This is a genomic window from Bacillus cereus G9842, from assembly GCF_000021305.1.
Lineage (GTDB): Bacteria > Bacillota > Bacilli > Bacillales > Bacillaceae_G > Bacillus_A > Bacillus_A thuringiensis_S.
On record NC_011772.1, the window covers coordinates 2,065,594 to 2,082,234 of the forward strand.

Below are 16,641 nucleotides of genomic sequence, written 5' to 3' on the forward strand. Positions count from 1 at the left end.
GATTCATAATGGAATCAATAAGGGTGGTACCGCGTTAAGTAAATGGCTTAGCGTCTCTTTATATAGAGATGCTAGGCCATTTTTTTATTATATGGAAAAAGAAGTGGAGGGTTTATTTGGATAGGTCTATAAAATTTATTTATCTATATAAAAAGATTTAATTAGGAGGAAAATGAGATGAAACAAACGGAGCAATGGACTTCGAAATTAGGTTTTATAATGGCTGCAGCAGGATCAGCAATTGGACTTGGCGCAATATGGAAGTTTCCTTATATCGCCGGGAAGAGCGGGGGAGGAGCATTCTTTTTAATCTTTATATTATTTACTATATTAATTGGATTACCACTACTTATAGCTGAATTTATGATTGGACGTAGTACGCAGAAACAAGCAGTTGGCGCATTTAAAAGTATTGCACCAAATACAGGGTGGCACTGGATTGGACGCCTTGGTGTTGGAACGTGTTTTATACTACTTTCATTTTATAGTGTTGTAGGTGGATGGGTGTTAATTTATTTATTCAGAGGAATTACTGGACAACTAATTGCACCGGGACAAAATTACGGAGCATTATTTACTGAAACAATTGGGAATCCCACTTGGGCTATTATGGGACATTTCGCTTTTATGTTCATTACGATATGGGTTGTATCAAAGGGTGTACAAAACGGAATTGAAAAAGCAAGTAAATATATGTTGCCAGCATTGTTCGTTTTATTTGTCGCTCTTATTATTCGTTCGTTAACACTTGATGATGCTATGAAAGGTGTGAAGTTTTTCTTACAACCAGATTTCTCAAAGATTACTTCGGAAAGTATTTTGTTCGCAATGGGGCAATCATTCTTTGCAATTAGTATCGGGATTTCAATTATGGTTACCTATAGTTCCTATTTAAATAAAAAAGAAAGTTTACCAAAATCAGCAATAACAATTGTTGGATTGAATTTATTTGTTTCTTTATTTGCAGGTCTTGCCATTTTTCCGGCCGTATTTTCATTAGGAATGGAGCCGACAGAAGGACCTGGATTACTATTTATCGTATTACCATCTGTATTTAGTCAAATCCCATTCGGTGGATTTTTCTTAACAGTATTCCTTGCACTATTTACATTTGCGACATTAACATCGGCATTTTCTCTACTAGAAACTGTTGTTTCAGCATTAGCAAATGGTGAACAAGAAAAGAGAACGAAATTATCATGGCTGATCGGTTTCGGCATTTTCTTAGTAGGTATACCATCAGCGTTATCATTTGGAGTATGGAGTGATATTACGATTTTCGGAAAGAATATTTTTGATGCAGTAGACTTCTTATCTAGTAATATATTAATGCCACTTGGAGCACTATTTATTAGTATTTTCGTTTCATTCAAAATGGAAAAGAAGATACTAGAAGCAGAGTTTTTTGTAGGTGGAAATTATGGAAAGAAAGTATTTACTTGTTGGGCATTTTTACTTCGATTTGTAGCACCGCTCGCAATCATTATCGTCTTCTTAAATGTAATAGGGATTATTTAACATTAAATGTTATAATATTCAGTGAAAAAAGAAGATGGTGATGTTTATGGCGAATTTGATAGAAACAGGAGAGTATATGAATATTAGAGGGAAAAAGCTATACGTTGAAACACATGGAAATCCTAAAAATAAGCCAGTCTTATACTTGCATGGTGGACCAGGAGAGAGTTGTTATGATTTTTCATTTCATCAAGCGGAACGTTTAAAAGATTCTCTATATGTAATTATGATAGATCAAAGAGGTGTTGGTCGTTCAGAAAAAATTACTGAAGACGAAGCTTTTGGATTAAATGATTTGATTGAAGACTGTGAGGAATTAAAAAAAGTATTACAAATTGAGAAGTGGTCTATAATTGGACATTCTTTCGGTGGATATGTAGCATTGCTTTATGCGTCGATATATCCAAGTTCAATAGAGAAAATAATATTTGAAGGACCAACTTTTGATTTTGCATTAACAAGTAGAGCTTTGTTGCAAAAGACAGGGCATTTATTAAAAAAGTATGGAAAAGAAGAAGTAGCAAAAGAGTGCTTTGCTTATTCATCTAGCGATGCTAGTTCAGAAGAGTTGTTAGAAGCTTATATAAGATTAAGCGCTGAATTAGAAGAAAAAAGAATGGAGATTTACAATAATAAGGAAGATAGGACAGATGAGAGTTTATACAGTGATGAAGAGTGGGAAATATTTTCAAATCGCTCCAAAATGCACTTTGATAGATTAAAATTAGAGGGAGCATGTCATACATCATTATTATCAAAAATAAAAGATGTAAAAAATCTAATGTTATTAATAGTAGGAAAACATGATGTAGTAACGTGTGAAGAACAAATTAAAACATTTAATAAAGATGCCCGAAACGGCAAGTATATCGTATTTGAAGAGAGCGGTCATTCACCTCATTATGAGGAAGCAGATAGATTTGCAGAAACAGTCATACATTTTTTGAAATGAAGAAAAGGGTGCTTCTATAAATGAGAGGCACTCTTTCTAAATTTCTGGATATGTGATTGTGATGTTAGGCCACTTACTTTGCCAATTCTTTTTTATAACTCTGTTTTTGTACATATGTAATCGTTCTTTCGATTTAAGAAAATGAGCTGTTGGTCTCACTTGTAAGGAAAGGACATCTTCAATACCACATGGGGCTGTTAATATAACATTGTTTAGTTCATCAAGTGTAACTCCTAAAGCCGTTGCTGTTTCAGGGAATTTAGAAATAGCATTAACAGAAGAAGAATATGGTGGCATATTATTCACTACATGCATACGAGCTTGATTTTTTACAGACCAAGGAATAGTAGCATCAATATTCATTAATTTCGTTTCTAATGATTGTTCGTATATCTCATCTTGATGTAGACTATCATAATAAATCACATCAACATCAGGCATAGCCGTTTTAGCTTCATAGTCATGTAAAGTATCCCAAATTTTAGAACGAACAAAGCCGGCACAAACCCACCAATCAGGTAACTCTAGTGATTTTGCCATTTGTAATACATTCATCATCCATTCGTCGTTTTCTATTAAGCGAATTATATCTTTCTCTGTTTTGATCTTCATTGATAAATTCACCTTTCTAGTAAATTAATGCATAAGTTCAATAATCCATAAAATCCAGTAAGCACCTGGTACAAATAGTAGTTGTGCCAATAATGTGCCGAGAAGTCTAGAAATCATTAGCCAACCATACATTTTACTCATAGATTCAGCACCGCTTTCTGATTGTAAAGCACGTTCTGTTAAAAGAGCAATGCGTGGATCGAGTAATACAGTTAATAAAATAGTGGCGAAACCATTTACAAGGCCAGAAGCTGTACTTGCATTTGTTGCATAATCTGGATTTAAAAAAGAAGCGTAAAGGGCAGAAAGTACCCCAGCTGTATAAATAGCAGTAGCAAACATGTTAATAAGCATAATACGCTTTGGAATACCACCGATACGCAGTCTATGAATCATTTCTAACTTTGGAAAGCGGACATATTTTTTTGTGTACTTTAATTTTTGAATGTTATTCGTTTTCATCATTCGAATGAAAGAACCGTCTGTTTCAAAGTTTTGAATGACATATCCAAATAGTTTTGTCAAAGTTGGATACAGTATAATCGCAAGCAATGTACCGATAGAAGCAGATAATAGTACAAGACGTATAATATGCTCTAAATCAATAGAAGGATCTAGTTTTGCTTCGTCCACAATCCCGCCAAGTAAAAAGGCTTGTAGTAAGTTTGACGTTCTTGAAATGAGTAATACAATTCCTACGACGGATAATGCGACAGCAATCTTCTTTAAACGAACCCCCGCTAATCGAATACTATAAGAGCTTGTTTCAACTGCGTGGATTACAATTGTGAAAGCCATTATAAAAATTAACGTAATTGACATTTGTTTCACCAGTTTCTATTAAAATAATTGTAACTTTTTTACTTTATCATATCTATCGTATTTTGTAACTGAAAGTATGTGACATATGGAAATTGATTTTTCGAAAAAATAGATAATGATAGTATAATAGGGAGAAGTGGAAGAGATGTTAGCAGTTATTTATACAGCAAATTAAGTGGAGGAATGAAACATGTATAAAACATTTCTATTTGATTTAGATGGAACTTTAACGGATCCGAAAGAAGGGATTGTAAATTCGGTTTTGTATGCGTTAAAAAAAGTAGGAATTGAAGAAGTACATATAAGTGAGTTAGATTCATTTATAGGTCCTCCTATTCAGCAATCATTCGTAGAGAGATATAATATGAGTGAAGGAGAGGTTGAACGTGCAGTTTTTTACTTCCGTGAGTATTTAAAGCAGCGTGGATTGTTTGAAAATAATGTATACGAGGGGATTCTGAAGCTCTTGCAACAATTAAAAAGTTCAGGAAATCGCATATTCGTAGCTACTTCAAAGCCCACTGTATTTGCGAAACAAGTTATAGAGCATTTTCAATTAACGAATTATTTCGAAGATATCATTGGAAGTAATTTAGATGGTACGAGAATAAAAAAAGAAGAAATAATTGCTCATATTTTACAAACAAATGAAGAACTAAATAAAGAAGAAATGATAATGATTGGTGATAGAAAGCACGATATAATAGGTGCGAATCAGAATGGAATTGCTTCAATTGGTGTTTTATATGGCTATGGCTGTGAGAAAGAACTGACTGAAGTTAGTGCGACTTACATAGTGAAAGATGTTGAAGAACTGTATCATTTTTGTGTAAGAAAAATTTTAATAAATCAGTAAATATAGGTACTAACAATCCCTTTATAACGTATGATGAGGAATTCGTTTCTGTTTAAAGGGATTTTTCATATGTAATCGAATATTTATAATTAGACATTTTTAGCATGAAAAAATTGTATGAATAAGAGGAGGGATGTCAGAATTAAAAGATTAGTAGAAGTTTATCAATAAATTTTAGAATATTCTGTTTAATGGAGGGGTAAAATTGGAGTTAGTTATTATATTATTAGCACTAAGTTTACTTATGTTCGTAGCATATAGAGGCTTTTCTGTTATTTTATTCGCACCGATATTTGCATTATTTGCAGTATTTTTGACAGAACCTAGTTATGTATTACCTTTCTTTTCTAATATCTTTATGGAGAAAATGGTTGGATTTATAAAGTTATATTTTCCTGTGTTTTTATTAGGAGCAATATTTGGAAAAGTAGTGGAAATGTCAGGAATTGCAGATTCTATCGCAAAAACGATTATTGAGTTAGTTGGTGAAAAACGTACTATATTAGCGATTGTATTAATGGGGGCTATTTTAACGTATAGTGGTGTTAGTGTGTATGTAGTAGTGTTTGCTGTTTATCCGTTCGCAGCTAAGTTGTTTCGACAAGCTAATATTCCAAAGCGTTTAATCCCTGGAACGATTGTTCTTGGAGCAGTAACGTTTACAATGGATGCGCTACCTGGATCACCACAAATTCAAAATGTAATACCTACAACATTTTTTAAAACGAATATTTATGCTGCACCGATACTTGGCATTGTAGGAGCAATTTTTGTTCTTACATTAGGTTTACTATATTTAGAGAGTAGACGTAAGAAGGCAAAAGCGGCAGGTGAAGGATATTTTGGTTTTAATGATGGAAATACTGAAATGGCAGCATCTTTGCAATTAGAACAAAAAAATATGCCATTAATTAATAACATTGAAATTACAAGAGCACAACAACTTATTGCATTTATACCACTTATTTTAGTAGGTGTAATGAATAAAGTGTTTACTATTATGATACCAAAGTGGTATCCAAGCGGTTTTGATTTTTCTGCAATTGGTATGAAAGCATTTGGAAAAGTAGAATTAAGTGCAGTAGTAGGAATTTGGTCTGTAGAATTGGCACTTATTATAGGGATCTTAACAACGTTATTATTATATTGGAAGCGAGTAGTAACAGGTTTCCAAGCTGGATTGAATACAAGTATTGGTGGAGCGCTACTTGCAACGATGAATACAGGAGCTGAGTTTGGATTCGGTGGTGTCATTGCAGCACTTCCAGGCTTCGTAATTATGAGAGATGGCATCTCTGCTACTTTCACAAATCCTTTAGTGAATGGTGCAGTAACGACGAATATTTTAGCTGGAATTACAGGCTCTGCATCAGGAGGAATGGGAATAGTATTAAGTGCAATGGGAGATAAATTTATTGCAGCGGCCAATCAATTTGATATTCCATTAGAAGTTATGCACCGTATCGTATCAATGGCATCAGGAGGAATGGATACACTACCGCATAACGGGGCTATTATTACTATTCTTACAGTAACAGGATTAACACATAAACAGTCCTATAAAGATATATTTGCTATTACAGTTTTGAAAACGGTTGCTGTATTTTTAGTTATCGCGTTCTATACTTTAACAGGACTCTATTAAAAATTCGAATCGTAAAGATTCATCAAATCGATAATTTATATCATAAAATATTAAATAGGATAAGAAGGGGTGGAGTACTTGCAAGAAGTTTCTGAGTTTCGTATGCCAAAGTCGGTATTATATGGAAGGAATTCGCTTGAAAAACTTGGGGAACAATCAAAAAAGTTAGGGAAAAGAGCTTTTATAGTTACTGATACAATTATGGAGAAATTAGGATATCTTGAAAAGTGTATACAACAACTAAATAAGAAAAGTATTACTGTTAGTACATATAATAAAGTGGATGCTGAACCTACAAATATACACGTGTTAGAAGCCTTATCTCTTTGTAAAGAGGAAAAGTGTGATTTTATTATCGGTATTGGTGGTGGAAGTTGTATTGATGCTGCGAAAGCAGTAGCGGTTTTATATACAAATGGTGGAGAAGTTGAGGATTATGTCGAAAAGGATATTGAAATAGAAAACAATCCACTACCACTTATTGCAATTCCAACAACTTCTGGTACTGGATCGGAAGTTACAAGTGTAGCAGTAATTACGAATAAAAAAACAGATGTAAAAATGATGATGAAGCATCCTAGTTTTATACCGAAAGTAGCAATTATAGATCCAGTTTTGACAAGTTCGTTACCACCACAAATTACGGCAGCAACAGGAATAGATGCGTTATGTCATGCGATTGAAGCTTATATTTCTAAATTTTCACAGCCACTTACAGATGTACTTGCTCTTTCAGCTATTGAAAGTATTATGAAATATTTACGTATAGCATATGAAGATGGACGTAATATGGAGGCAAGAGAAGCGATGATGATTGCTTCCTTACAAGCTGGAATTGCATTTTCTAATGCATCAGTTACATTAGTTCATGGAATGTCAAGGCCAGTGGGAGCATTATTTCATGTACCGCATGGAATATCAAATGCCATACTATTACCTACAGTGTTAGAGTTTACAAAAACAAGTGCAGTGAAAAGGTTAGCAAAAATTGGACGTAGTTTAAATAAGGATTTGTATTCGAATTCTGATGAGGAAGTAGCAGACTACACGCTTGGGGAAATAAAAAAACTTTGCTTTGATCTTCGTATTCCAAATTTAAAAGAATATGGAATCGATGAAATTGAATTTGAAAATGCTATTTCTAAAATGGCATCAGATGCAATTGAAAGTGGTAGCCCAGCTAATAACCCACGTGTTCCATCATATGATGAAATCAAAGCGTTGTATCGAGAGTGTTTTAATTATAAGTATAAAGAATTTATAAAAACATCAGATTGTTAATTTCAGAATATTCTATAAAAATTTCCTTGGAAATGAAAGTACAATTACTCTTTATTATTTCCATATTAAATTCCGTAAAACAAGACTTTATATTTCAAACTTAAAGTCTTGTTTTATTATGTATAATATATACAATAAAACGTTGTTATTAGTTTTATAAAAAAGTTTAGGTAGGTGTTGTTTATATGAAAACGATAGGTCTTATAGGTGGTATGAGTTGGGAATCAACTTCTGAATATTATCGAATTATTAATGAAGAAATAAAAGAGAGATTAGGAGGGCTACATTCAGCAAAATGTTTGATTAATAGTGTGGATTTTGAAGAGATTGAACGATGTCAGTCTAGCGGAGATTGGGATGGTGCTGGAGAAATTCTAGGGAATGCGGCATATTCATTACAAAAGGGAGGAGCAGACTTTATAATCATTTGTACAAATACAATGCATAAGGTAGTTGGAAAAATAAAGGCGAAAATTGATATTCCAGTCTTACATGTTGCTGATGCAACTGCAAAAGCAATTAAAAGAAAAGACATTCAAAAGGTTGGTCTGCTTGGAACTACATATACAATGGAGCAAGATTTCTATAAGTCACGTATAGAAGAAAATAATATAAAAGTAATAGTACCATCAGAAAAAAATAGAAAAGAAATAAATAAAGTAATATATACAGAATTATGTTTAGGAAAAATAGTATCTCAATCTAGAGAATATTATAAAAGAGTCATCGAAGAGTTAGTGCAAAAAGGAGCACAGGGAATCATATTAGGTTGTACAGAAATAGGGTTATTAATAAAGCAAGAAGACGTATCTGTCCCGATATTTGATACGACTCATATACATGCAATTGAAGCAGTCAAGGTAGCTCTAGATAGAATGTAATTATATTATGTAAACTAAATTCATATATCTGGAAAACATTCAGAAAATATTTTATAATGTAAGTGGTTACATTTAAGGGGGAATGCGCATGTTTTCAGTTCAACCAATCGCATTTGTACATAATGAAAGAAAGGAAATAAAAGATGATGAGTGGGGAGAAGTAAGATCCCGTATAACTTTAACTGAAATGTATGCAGAAGAAAGTATACAAGGGATTGAAGATTTTTCTCATATTGAAGTTGTTTTTTATTTTCATAAAGTAACTGACGAGCAAATTCAGTATTTTGCTAGACATCCTAGAAATAATAAGGATTATCCTGAAGTAGGTATTTTTGCACAGCGCGGGAAAAATCGCCCGAATCGCATAGGTGTAACAATTGTAAAGGTGATCAAAAGAGAAGGTAAATCAATTATTGTTGAGGGATTAGATGCTATTGATGGCACTCCTATATTGGATATAAAACCAATAATGAAAGAGTTTATGCCGAAAGAAGAAATACACCAGCCTAAATGGGCAACGGATATAATGAGACAGTATTGGAAGGGGAATGGAGTAAAATGAGAATATATGAGGCAACAATTGCAGATTTAGATGGACTAGCATCAGTTTTTAATAACTATCGCATGTTTTATAGGCAGGATTCTGATTTAGAAGGGGCAAAAGTATTTTTACGAAACCGAATTGAGAAAAAAGAGTCCGTTATTTTCGTAGCAGTTGAAGACGGCGAATATATTGGGTTCACACAACTATATCCATCATTTTCTTCCATTTCAATGAAAGAATTATGGATTTTAAATGATTTATTTGTACAAGCGGCGAAGCGTGGAGCCGGAACAGGTAAAAAATTATTAGAAGCTGCTAAAGAATACGCATTAGAAAATGGAGCAAAAGGTGTAAAATTACAAACAGAGATTGATAATTTATCAGCACAACGATTATATGCTGAAAATGGTTATTTGAGAGATAATCGTTATTTCCATTACGAATTAACGTTTTAAAAAATTAAGTTGAAAGAGGCATTTTCAAGAAAAAGAATTTCTTTGTAATGAGAAATACTTTTTTATTTTTTCCTAAATTAAAAAGTATGACAATAACGATAAAACGATATTTATTTATTGTTAAACGATAAATTATGTGGTAAAATTATGTTGTCATTAAATAAGTGAGTTATTGTAAATGAACCTTAAATGAAGTTCAACAACGTTCTTAAAAGTAATTATTTTTCTTTCTGGAATTGCAGTGCTTGCCTTATGCATATTTTTAGTGCCGGAAATGGCGAATTTTGTAGCGAATTTGTATCCTAATATCGCTCCGATAAAATATCTTGTTTTTATTGTGATGTATGTAGCAGCTGTGCCTTTTTATGTTGCTCTTTATCAGGCTTTCAATCTTTTACAGTATATTGACGAGAACACAGCGTTCTCGGAATTATCTGTAAAGTCGTTAAAGAATATAAAGCGCTGTGCAGTTACAATCAGTGGTTTGTATGTATTAGGTTTGCCACTTTTTCATTTTATAGTGAAGAAAATGGAACCTCCTATTGGGTTAGTGGGACTTATTATCATTTTTGCTTCGTTCGTTAGCGCTGTTTTTACCGCTATCCTTCAACGCCTTCTACAAGAAGCAATTAACATAAAATCAGAAAATGATTTGACAGTTTGAGGTGGCGGATATGACAATTATTATTAATATTGACGTCATGTTAGCAAAATGAAAGATGAGTGTAACGGAGCTTTCGGAGAAGGTTGAAATTACGATGGCGAATCTTTCTATTTTGAAAAATGGGAAAGCAAAAGCGGTTCGTTTTTCAACATTAGAAGCGATATGTAAAGCTTTGGAGTGTCAGCCAGGGGATATTTTGGAGTATAAAAACGATGAGAATACTCAATAAAAACAGATAACAAATGTAAATAATAGAAGTCAATAAAGAAGGGATAGCCACTAAGCTATTCCTTCTTTACGTTAATTGCTGTTAGTAATAAAAAATATAATTTGAATTGCAATGTCTGCTTATCAAAAGGGAACTTGCTACCTTTGTATTATAGTTGATTTAAAACCCAGTTTGTTGCATCTTCAAAGTTATCTGCAATGTAGTTTGGTTCAATATGTGCCCATTTGTCTCGGTACGTATGCAAAGCATCATACCCAGCTCCTGTTCGGACTAGAATCGTTGTCGCATTTACTTTTGCTCCTGCAACAATATCAGTCCAGCGATCACCAACTACAGCACATTGTGTTAAATCAAGCCCATGTTTTTTTGCTGCTTTAAGCAGCATGCCTGTACTCGGTTTACGGCATTCACAACCATCACCGTGTTTATGAGGACATACATAAATATCATCAAAACCGAAGCCTTCTAATTCTTGTACAAAATCGGCTACAGTTGCTATTCCATCTGCAATCCCAGGTTGATTTGTGAAAGAGAAAATTTTTATATTCTTAGCTTTTAGTTTTTGCAAGGATGTTTTTGTGAATGGAAATAATGTAAAAGATCCTGGATAATGTATTGTAGTGTCACCACCAATTGTACCGTCACGATCAATGAAAATTGCTTTAATGTTTGTCATAGTTATAGCCCCTTCAATTTATAAGTAGTTTAAAAATGTTTTACAAATCGGTAGCCATTTACCTCATAGCCTAATTTTTTGTAAAAAGGATGAGCTTCTACTCTTTTTGTTCCACTAACTAGCCATGTGCCAATGCAATTATGTTTCTTTGCTAATTGTTCTGCATAATCCATCAAAACTTGTCCAATGCCTTTACGTCGTATGTTAGAATCAACGCTAATAATTGAAATCTCTCCATAACGTGTTACATCTTCTAAATTTTCACGTATACGAAATCCAAGTAATCCAAATATAGCTTCTTCTTCCTCGTAAACATATAAAAAATCAAACGGACTCATTTGTACGAATTGTAATCGATTGTTCATATCTTCATAGGAAATAGAGGAACCTTTTAATTCTTTCGTTAAAGAACAAAGTGCGTCTATATCATCTATCGTTGCTTCACGAATTTGAAAAGACATATTATCCACTCCAATAAAATGTAATCAAACATTTAGTATTCTGTTAAAAAATGTTTTTTCCTGCCATAAAAATAAATATTTTATAATGATATATAGATAGTTATATGTTATTCTTTTTCCTTGATTGTATTGGAAATGGAAAGAGGGGAAATGCATGTTAGAAGTAAATATCCGCTCAGCTGGATATGAAATAGGTGAAAAAACAATTCGTGATATAGCTTTTTCTATCGAAAAAGGTGAACTAGTTGCTCTTATTGGAGCAAATGGTGCTGGGAAGAGTACGACGATAAAAACGATGCTGGGATTACTTGTAAATATGGACGGTGAAATATCATTCGGTGAAAAGAAAAATCCGTATGCATACGTACCAGAACATCCAACATACTATGATTACTTGACGCTCTGGGAACATATTGAATTATTAATGGCAGCTCGTGGAAGTGAAATGGGAAGCTGGGAAGAAAGAGCGGGACAATTATTACATACTTTTTCGAATGGATAAGCATAAACATGAATATTTATCAAAGTTTTCAAAAGGTATGAAACAAAAATCGATGCTAATATTGGCGTTTTTAACTGAGCCAGATTTTTATATAATTGACGAATCCTTTATCGGTTTAGATCCAGTAGCTACGAAAGAGTTTTTAAGTTATTTATATAAAGAAAACGAGCGCGGAGCAGGAATTTTACTTTGTACGCACGTATTGGATACTGCTGAAAAAATTTGTGAAAGATTTTTACTCATTTCACAAGGTACATTAGTCGCAGATGGACATTTAGAATCTATTCAAATGTTAGCGGAAATGCCGGATAGCTCATTACTAGACTGCTTTGATATAATTGTAAGGCGTGAACAACATGATTAAACAACAATTTTATAAAAGATTATGTCATGAGCTCCAGCGGAAGTCTATATGTTCGGTAACAGATTGGACAGTCGCGTTATATATTATTATTCCAACACTTATATTTATGGAAATCTATTATAGGTCACTATGGATAAATGAATTATCAATGGAAGAGACGATTTATTTCGGATTAGGATTACTCGCATTTTATCTAGTAACATATCCGAGAGGAGTTCGTTCGTTTTTTGAGCAAGCGGATAGTTTATTTTTAATTTCGTATGCAACACATATGCGAAAATTAGTCCAGTATGGCATGATGTACACATTTGTTCGAATAGCGATAACGAATGTAATAGTAGTCGTTATTATGTTACCAGTGTTGATGAAAAGTATCGGAGTAACAGAGATACAAGTCGTATTATTTTGGGTATTCTTTACTATATTTCGATTTATGTTGTCGTTGTTAACAAGATTTATTCATGTACAGGTGGGGAAACGATGGGTTTTATGGATTGTAAAAAATGTAGTATTTTCTATGAGCTTGTCCTTTTTTGGAATTAGTTTATTTTTTATTTATAAAAATCTATATTATTCAATTCTATTTATCGGTCTAGTAATTTTCTTAAGTAGTGTATTAGTAAAAGAGAAAATGAATTATAAAAAGTTCTTTTTTAAAGAAATCGAGAAAGAAAAAGAGGAAAGCATGCGCTGGACGAGCGGAATTATGCAAGTTGGTGGTCATGCAGCTAAACCGAGTAGCTCGAATAAAAAACCGTGGATGTTTCCGCGTTCTAAAAGACTATTAGGAAAAAAAGCAGATTCTCTTATTATCGAATCTTTTTTGAAAGAATTTTTCCGTACAAGTACTGCACGAATATTTTATATTCAAATTGTATGTATGAGTACTGCAAGTATAATCATGACTCCAAGGTGGATTGCAGCTATTGTTCTTGTATTTACTGTAGTTGCAATTTCTCGCTATGCGCGTGATTATTGGAATGAATTTACAAAAAAAATGTTTCTTCATTTATATTGTGAAGAAGGAGAATTACTTTTGCTAAGGTGGAAGGCAGATCGTTATTTACTACTACCAGCAATACTCTTGTATGCAATAGTTATACTTGCCCAGTTTTATTTATTGCCAGCTGTGATTGGTGGCTTTGTTTTTATTTTATTAATTGTATGGATTGTATTTTTACCATAAAAAAAGAGCCATTGACGGCTCTTTTTCTAGTCTGTAACACATTGATAAATAAAATATACTAAAACGAGTATGCTTGCGGCGGAATACATGACATCTAAAGTCATTCAAGTGCCTCCTCAATATTGTGGTATTAATATTGTATGAAATCTTACAATTTCATATTCAAGTGAAAAATATGTGAACGTTAACAAAATTGTAAAGTGCAAAAATTATAATCATTTTGTATAATAGAAGAAACCACCGTTATATAAAAAATAATGAGTGAAAGGGGAGGGAACATAGATGCCAAATTGGTTTAGAAAAACCTTAGTCGCATTAATTACCGTATTTACATTTGGTTTAGTGACGCCTCCTTCCATATTGCTTGATAATGCCAAAGCTGCGGACAAGCCTACGAGCACAGCTGGGCAACAAAGTTTGGAGAGCACGTCCTATACATATGAAGAAACGAATGACAGGTTAACCACCGATACTTTTATTACTTATGCAATGCAAGAAGCAGAGAAGCAGTCGATGCAAAAGTTTGGTACTAAAATTGGTCCAGTAATTGAAGATGAATTTAAAGATGTAATATTACCGAAAATTGAAGAGGCAATTGCTGAGCTTGCTAGTGATGTACCAGAAGACTCACTACAATCATTAGCGATTTCTCAAAAACCAGCTGGTGGAAATAATGAAAAGATTTTTCACGTCTACGATACGAAATCAGGAAATGATTTATTGCGTTTCCATGTAAGAAGAGATCATCCGCCGCAAGATGGTTATTATTTTAATTTCCATTATCACCGTTTTGATGATGGATACTCTGGACATCATGAGTTAGGAAATATTTATTGGAATACAAATGTACCGCCGAAATGGTTGTCTTAAAAAGAACAAGAGAAAATCTTGTTCTTTTTTATGTTTATAGAAGGGACAGACAACTATGTTGTTGAATAACATAGGTTTAGAAAAAAGAAGTAAAAGGAGTATGGAGATGCAAAAATACATTGTTTTTGACTTTGATGGCACATTAGTAGATTCGCAAAATATATTTGTACCAATTTATAATCAAATTGCTGAAAAGCACGGATATAAAACGGTAAAGGAAGAAGAAATTGAACATTTACGTAAATTAACGATGCCAGAGAGATGTAAACAACTCGATGTACCACTGTATAAATTACCGATATTAGCGTTGGAGTTTTATAAATTATATCAGCCTGCTATAAAAGATCTTGTTTTATTTCATGGGATGAAGGATGTATTAGATGAACTATATAAAAAAGGATACGGTATTGCGGTTATATCATCTAACTCAGAAGAGCATATTCGGGCATTTTTACACAAGAATGATATAGAAAATATACAAGAAGTGTATTGTTCTAAAAATCTGTTTGGTAAAGATAAAATGATAAAAAGATTTTTAAAATCGAAAAAGATAACAGAGCAGGATATGTTATACGTTGGTGATGAACAGCGAGATGTAGCAGCGTGTAAAAAGGCTGGAGTGAACGTGATTTGGGTATCTTGGGGATATGATGTCATTGAAACAGTGAAAAAAGATGCACCAGATTATATGGTTCATAAGCCGATGGAAATTGTGGAAGTAGTACAAGGAGCGTATTCTTAATATGAATACACTTCGAGCAGGCATTCATCATATTGAATTTTGGGTAGCGAATTTGGAGGAGTCCATTTCTTTTTATAATAAGTTGTTTTCCATAATTGGATGGAGAAAGTTAAATGAAGTAGCATATAGCACAGGAGAAAGTGAAATATATTTTAAAGAAGTAGATGAGGAAATCGTAAGGACGTTAGGGCCTAGACATATTTGTTATCAAGCTATTCATAGAGAAGTAGTTGATGAAGTAGCAGATTTTCTTTCTAGTACGAAAGTGAAGGTAATACGTGGTCCAATTGAAATGAATCATTATTCGGAAGGTTACTATACGATTGATTTTTACGATCCGAATGGATTTATTGTAGAAGTTGCCTATACACCAAAGGCAGAAATGTAAGGGGAATAGATATGAAGATAATTACAGCGCAGCAAAACAATATACAAATTGTAAAAGATGCAGTGGATATTAAAGAAATTTCTAAAGGTTTTTCGCCTGACAAGAAATATATAATTATGAGTGCGAATAATGAAAAATATTTATTTCGGACAGGCGATATAAAAGAGTATGAAAGAAAGAAAATAGAGTTTCAAATTTTAAATGAAATGGTAAAGTGTAACGTACAGGCACAAAGGCCAATTGAAATAGGTATATTGGAAGAAGAAGGTGTATGCTATAGTATTTTTTCATATTTAGAAGGGGAAGATGCGAAGAGACTATTGTCTACGTATTCACCAAAAGAACAATATGATATTGGCATAGAGGCAGGAAAAGATTTAGCGAAAATGCATACACTTGAAGCTCCTAAGAATATACTTCCGTGGTATGAAAGAGCAATGAAAAAACATAGGAAATATTTAGAGGCGTATAAAACATGCGGAATTAAAATTGAAAATGATGATAAAATTATTAAGTTTATAGATGAAAATGAAATGTATGTAAAGGATCGCCCAAATCGATTTCAACACGATGATTTTCATTTAGAAAATATAATTGTACGGGATGGGAGATATGTAGGTGTAGTTGATTTTAATGGTTATGACTGGGGCGACCCACTGCATGATTTCGTAAAAATTGCACTATTTGCAAGAGACATTAGTATTCCATATTCAATCGGACAAATAGAAGGATACTTTAATGAGAGAATACCAGAGGAGTTCTGGAAATTATATGCGGTGTACGTTGGCATGACAGTTTTCTCATCAGTTGTCTGGACATTACGAGCAGCACCGCATATGTTGGAGGATACGTTAGAGCGTCTTCATATTGTATCAGAAGATCATAAAAACTTTGAACTATCGAAGCCGATTTGGTTTCAACCAGATAAGATGGATATGAAATAGAAAAGGTAGGTGTGATTCGCACCTACCTTTATTTTTTACCATCAAAATA

Annotated in this window: 19 protein-coding genes, 1 pseudogene and 1 other annotated feature (1 of these 21 only partly in view); of the genes and pseudogenes, 16 read left to right on the forward strand and 4 right to left on the reverse strand. The window is 33.1% G+C overall.

All coding sequences use genetic code 11. The features are described 5' to 3' along the window. Positions 1-61, forward strand: a binding site (T-box leader) (it extends 188 nt beyond the left edge of the window). Positions 62-177: 116 nt separating this feature from the next. Together BCG9842_RS10410 and BCG9842_RS10415 are read left to right on the forward strand one after the other, a co-directional pair. Continuing rightward, on the forward strand, positions 178-1,518 hold the full coding sequence (locus tag BCG9842_RS10410) for a sodium-dependent transporter (RefSeq protein WP_000814513.1): 1,341 nt from the start codon (positions 178-180) through the stop codon (positions 1,516-1,518). 46 nt (positions 1,519-1,564) lie between these two features. Then, positions 1,565-2,470, forward strand: a complete 906-nt coding sequence (locus BCG9842_RS10415; protein WP_001284943.1) for an alpha/beta fold hydrolase — start codon at positions 1,565-1,567, stop codon at positions 2,468-2,470. Between the two features lie 36 nt (positions 2,471-2,506). Here the strand turns inward: BCG9842_RS10415 and BCG9842_RS10420 are convergent, their stop codons facing one another. Then, the gene (locus BCG9842_RS10420; RefSeq protein WP_000695364.1) at positions 2,507-3,082 is read right to left on the reverse strand and encodes a nucleotidyltransferase family protein; all 576 of its coding nucleotides are present in this window, start codon (positions 3,080-3,082) and stop codon (positions 2,507-2,509) included. Between the two features lie 24 nt (positions 3,083-3,106). Then, positions 3,107-3,904: a lipid II flippase Amj family protein gene (locus BCG9842_RS10425; protein ID WP_000028912.1), complete on the reverse strand. Its 798-nt coding sequence runs from the start codon at positions 3,902-3,904 to the stop codon at positions 3,107-3,109. A gap of 190 nt (positions 3,905-4,094) precedes the next feature. On the opposite strand from BCG9842_RS10425, the gene BCG9842_RS10430 reads away from it, so the two are divergent. The 8 genes from BCG9842_RS10430 to BCG9842_RS10465 all read left to right on the forward strand — a co-directional run bounded on the left by BCG9842_RS10430 (position 4,095) and on the right by BCG9842_RS10465 (position 10,459). Beyond that, entirely contained in the window at positions 4,095-4,760 is a 666-nt protein-coding gene (locus tag BCG9842_RS10430; RefSeq protein ID WP_000278487.1) for an HAD family hydrolase, read from the forward strand. A gap of 205 nt (positions 4,761-4,965) precedes the next feature. After that, positions 4,966-6,405, forward strand: a complete 1,440-nt coding sequence (locus BCG9842_RS10435) for a GntP family permease (RefSeq protein WP_000424340.1) — start codon at positions 4,966-4,968, stop codon at positions 6,403-6,405. Between the two features lie 78 nt (positions 6,406-6,483). Continuing rightward, the gene (locus BCG9842_RS10440) at positions 6,484-7,686 is read left to right on the forward strand and encodes an iron-containing alcohol dehydrogenase (RefSeq protein ID WP_001158664.1); all 1,203 of its coding nucleotides are present in this window, start codon (positions 6,484-6,486) and stop codon (positions 7,684-7,686) included. Positions 7,687-7,871: 185 nt separating this feature from the next. Beyond that, complete coding sequence (locus tag BCG9842_RS10445; protein ID WP_000848572.1) at positions 7,872-8,567, forward strand: aspartate/glutamate racemase family protein; 696 nt, start codon at positions 7,872-7,874, stop codon at positions 8,565-8,567. 88 nt (positions 8,568-8,655) lie between these two features. Further along, positions 8,656-9,129: an SAM-dependent methyltransferase gene (locus BCG9842_RS10450; RefSeq protein WP_000493250.1), complete on the forward strand. Its 474-nt coding sequence runs from the start codon at positions 8,656-8,658 to the stop codon at positions 9,127-9,129. After that, on the forward strand, positions 9,126-9,566 hold the full coding sequence (locus tag BCG9842_RS10455) for a GNAT family N-acetyltransferase (protein ID WP_001223866.1): 441 nt from the start codon (positions 9,126-9,128) through the stop codon (positions 9,564-9,566). The genes BCG9842_RS10450 and BCG9842_RS10455 overlap by 4 nt, the downstream gene beginning before the upstream one ends. Before the next feature lie 217 nt (positions 9,567-9,783). Next, entirely contained in the window at positions 9,784-10,230 is a 447-nt protein-coding gene (locus tag BCG9842_RS10460; RefSeq protein ID WP_041488120.1) for a DUF2975 domain-containing protein, read from the forward strand. Positions 10,231-10,285: 55 nt separating this feature from the next. Beyond that, positions 10,286-10,459 carry a helix-turn-helix domain-containing protein gene (locus BCG9842_RS10465; RefSeq protein ID WP_015945765.1) on the forward strand — a complete coding sequence of 58 codons (174 nt, stop codon included), beginning with the start codon at positions 10,286-10,288 and terminating at the stop codon, positions 10,457-10,459. 148 nt (positions 10,460-10,607) lie between these two features. Here BCG9842_RS10465 and BCG9842_RS10470 read toward each other — a convergent pair whose 3' ends face one another. Together BCG9842_RS10470 and BCG9842_RS10475 are read right to left on the reverse strand one after the other, a co-directional pair. Beyond that, entirely contained in the window at positions 10,608-11,135 is a 528-nt protein-coding gene (locus tag BCG9842_RS10470) for an HAD-IIIA family hydrolase (RefSeq protein WP_000181782.1), read from the reverse strand. 29 nt (positions 11,136-11,164) lie between these two features. Then, the gene (locus tag BCG9842_RS10475) at positions 11,165-11,596 is read right to left on the reverse strand and encodes a GNAT family N-acetyltransferase (RefSeq protein WP_000009776.1); all 432 of its coding nucleotides are present in this window, start codon (positions 11,594-11,596) and stop codon (positions 11,165-11,167) included. Between the two features lie 154 nt (positions 11,597-11,750). Here BCG9842_RS10475 and BCG9842_RS10480 point away from each other — a divergent pair. The 6 genes and pseudogenes from BCG9842_RS10480 to BCG9842_RS10505 all read left to right on the forward strand — a co-directional run bounded on the left by BCG9842_RS10480 (position 11,751) and on the right by BCG9842_RS10505 (position 16,592). Beyond that, a pseudogene (locus tag BCG9842_RS10480) lies at positions 11,751-12,462 on the forward strand (ABC transporter ATP-binding protein). Next, complete coding sequence (locus tag BCG9842_RS10485) at positions 12,455-13,648, forward strand: ABC transporter permease (RefSeq protein ID WP_000595433.1); 1,194 nt, start codon at positions 12,455-12,457, stop codon at positions 13,646-13,648. Before BCG9842_RS10480 ends, BCG9842_RS10485 begins: the two are co-directional and overlap by 8 nt. A gap of 282 nt (positions 13,649-13,930) precedes the next feature. After that, positions 13,931-14,518 carry a YpjP family protein gene (locus tag BCG9842_RS10490; RefSeq protein WP_001134421.1) on the forward strand — a complete coding sequence of 196 codons (588 nt, stop codon included), beginning with the start codon at positions 13,931-13,933 and terminating at the stop codon, positions 14,516-14,518. A 106-nt stretch (positions 14,519-14,624) separates the two neighbouring features. Further along, positions 14,625-15,260, forward strand: coding sequence for an HAD family hydrolase (locus tag BCG9842_RS10495; RefSeq protein ID WP_001174980.1), 636 nt, complete (start codon positions 14,625-14,627; stop codon positions 15,258-15,260). Position 15,261: 1 nt separating this feature from the next. Next, entirely contained in the window at positions 15,262-15,648 is a 387-nt protein-coding gene (locus BCG9842_RS10500) for a VOC family protein (protein ID WP_001094667.1), read from the forward strand. Between the two features lie 11 nt (positions 15,649-15,659). Then, positions 15,660-16,592: an aminoglycoside phosphotransferase family protein gene (locus BCG9842_RS10505; protein WP_000692070.1), complete on the forward strand. Its 933-nt coding sequence runs from the start codon at positions 15,660-15,662 to the stop codon at positions 16,590-16,592. The last annotated feature ends 49 nt before the right edge of the window (positions 16,593-16,641 follow it).

Excerpts from the sequence above, each read along its gene's own strand:
- BCG9842_RS10410 (WP_000814513.1), top strand. The coding sequence starts at position 178 with ATGAAACAAACGGAGCAATGGACTTCGAAATTAGGTTTTATAATGGCT.
- BCG9842_RS10415 (WP_001284943.1), top strand. The coding sequence starts at position 1,565 with ATGGCGAATTTGATAGAAACAGGAGAGTATATGAATATTAGAGGGAAA.
- BCG9842_RS10420 (WP_000695364.1), bottom strand. The coding sequence starts at position 3,082 with ATGAAGATCAAAACAGAGAAAGATATAATTCGCTTAATAGAAAACGAC.
- BCG9842_RS10425 (WP_000028912.1), bottom strand. The coding sequence starts at position 3,904 with ATGTCAATTACGTTAATTTTTATAATGGCTTTCACAATTGTAATCCAC.
- BCG9842_RS10430 (WP_000278487.1), top strand. The coding sequence starts at position 4,095 with ATGTATAAAACATTTCTATTTGATTTAGATGGAACTTTAACGGATCCG.
- BCG9842_RS10445 (WP_000848572.1), top strand. The coding sequence starts at position 7,872 with ATGAAAACGATAGGTCTTATAGGTGGTATGAGTTGGGAATCAACTTCT.
- BCG9842_RS10450 (WP_000493250.1), top strand. The coding sequence starts at position 8,656 with ATGTTTTCAGTTCAACCAATCGCATTTGTACATAATGAAAGAAAGGAA.
- BCG9842_RS10455 (WP_001223866.1), top strand. The coding sequence starts at position 9,126 with ATGAGAATATATGAGGCAACAATTGCAGATTTAGATGGACTAGCATCA.
- BCG9842_RS10465 (WP_015945765.1), top strand. The coding sequence starts at position 10,286 with ATGAGTGTAACGGAGCTTTCGGAGAAGGTTGAAATTACGATGGCGAAT.
- BCG9842_RS10470 (WP_000181782.1), bottom strand. The coding sequence starts at position 11,135 with ATGACAAACATTAAAGCAATTTTCATTGATCGTGACGGTACAATTGGT.
- BCG9842_RS10475 (WP_000009776.1), bottom strand. The coding sequence starts at position 11,596 with ATGTCTTTTCAAATTCGTGAAGCAACGATAGATGATATAGACGCACTT.
- BCG9842_RS10485 (WP_000595433.1), top strand. The coding sequence starts at position 12,455 with ATGATTAAACAACAATTTTATAAAAGATTATGTCATGAGCTCCAGCGG.
- BCG9842_RS10490 (WP_001134421.1), top strand. The coding sequence starts at position 13,931 with ATGCCAAATTGGTTTAGAAAAACCTTAGTCGCATTAATTACCGTATTT.
- BCG9842_RS10495 (WP_001174980.1), top strand. The coding sequence starts at position 14,625 with ATGCAAAAATACATTGTTTTTGACTTTGATGGCACATTAGTAGATTCG.
- BCG9842_RS10500 (WP_001094667.1), top strand. The coding sequence starts at position 15,262 with ATGAATACACTTCGAGCAGGCATTCATCATATTGAATTTTGGGTAGCG.
- BCG9842_RS10505 (WP_000692070.1), top strand. The coding sequence starts at position 15,660 with ATGAAGATAATTACAGCGCAGCAAAACAATATACAAATTGTAAAAGAT.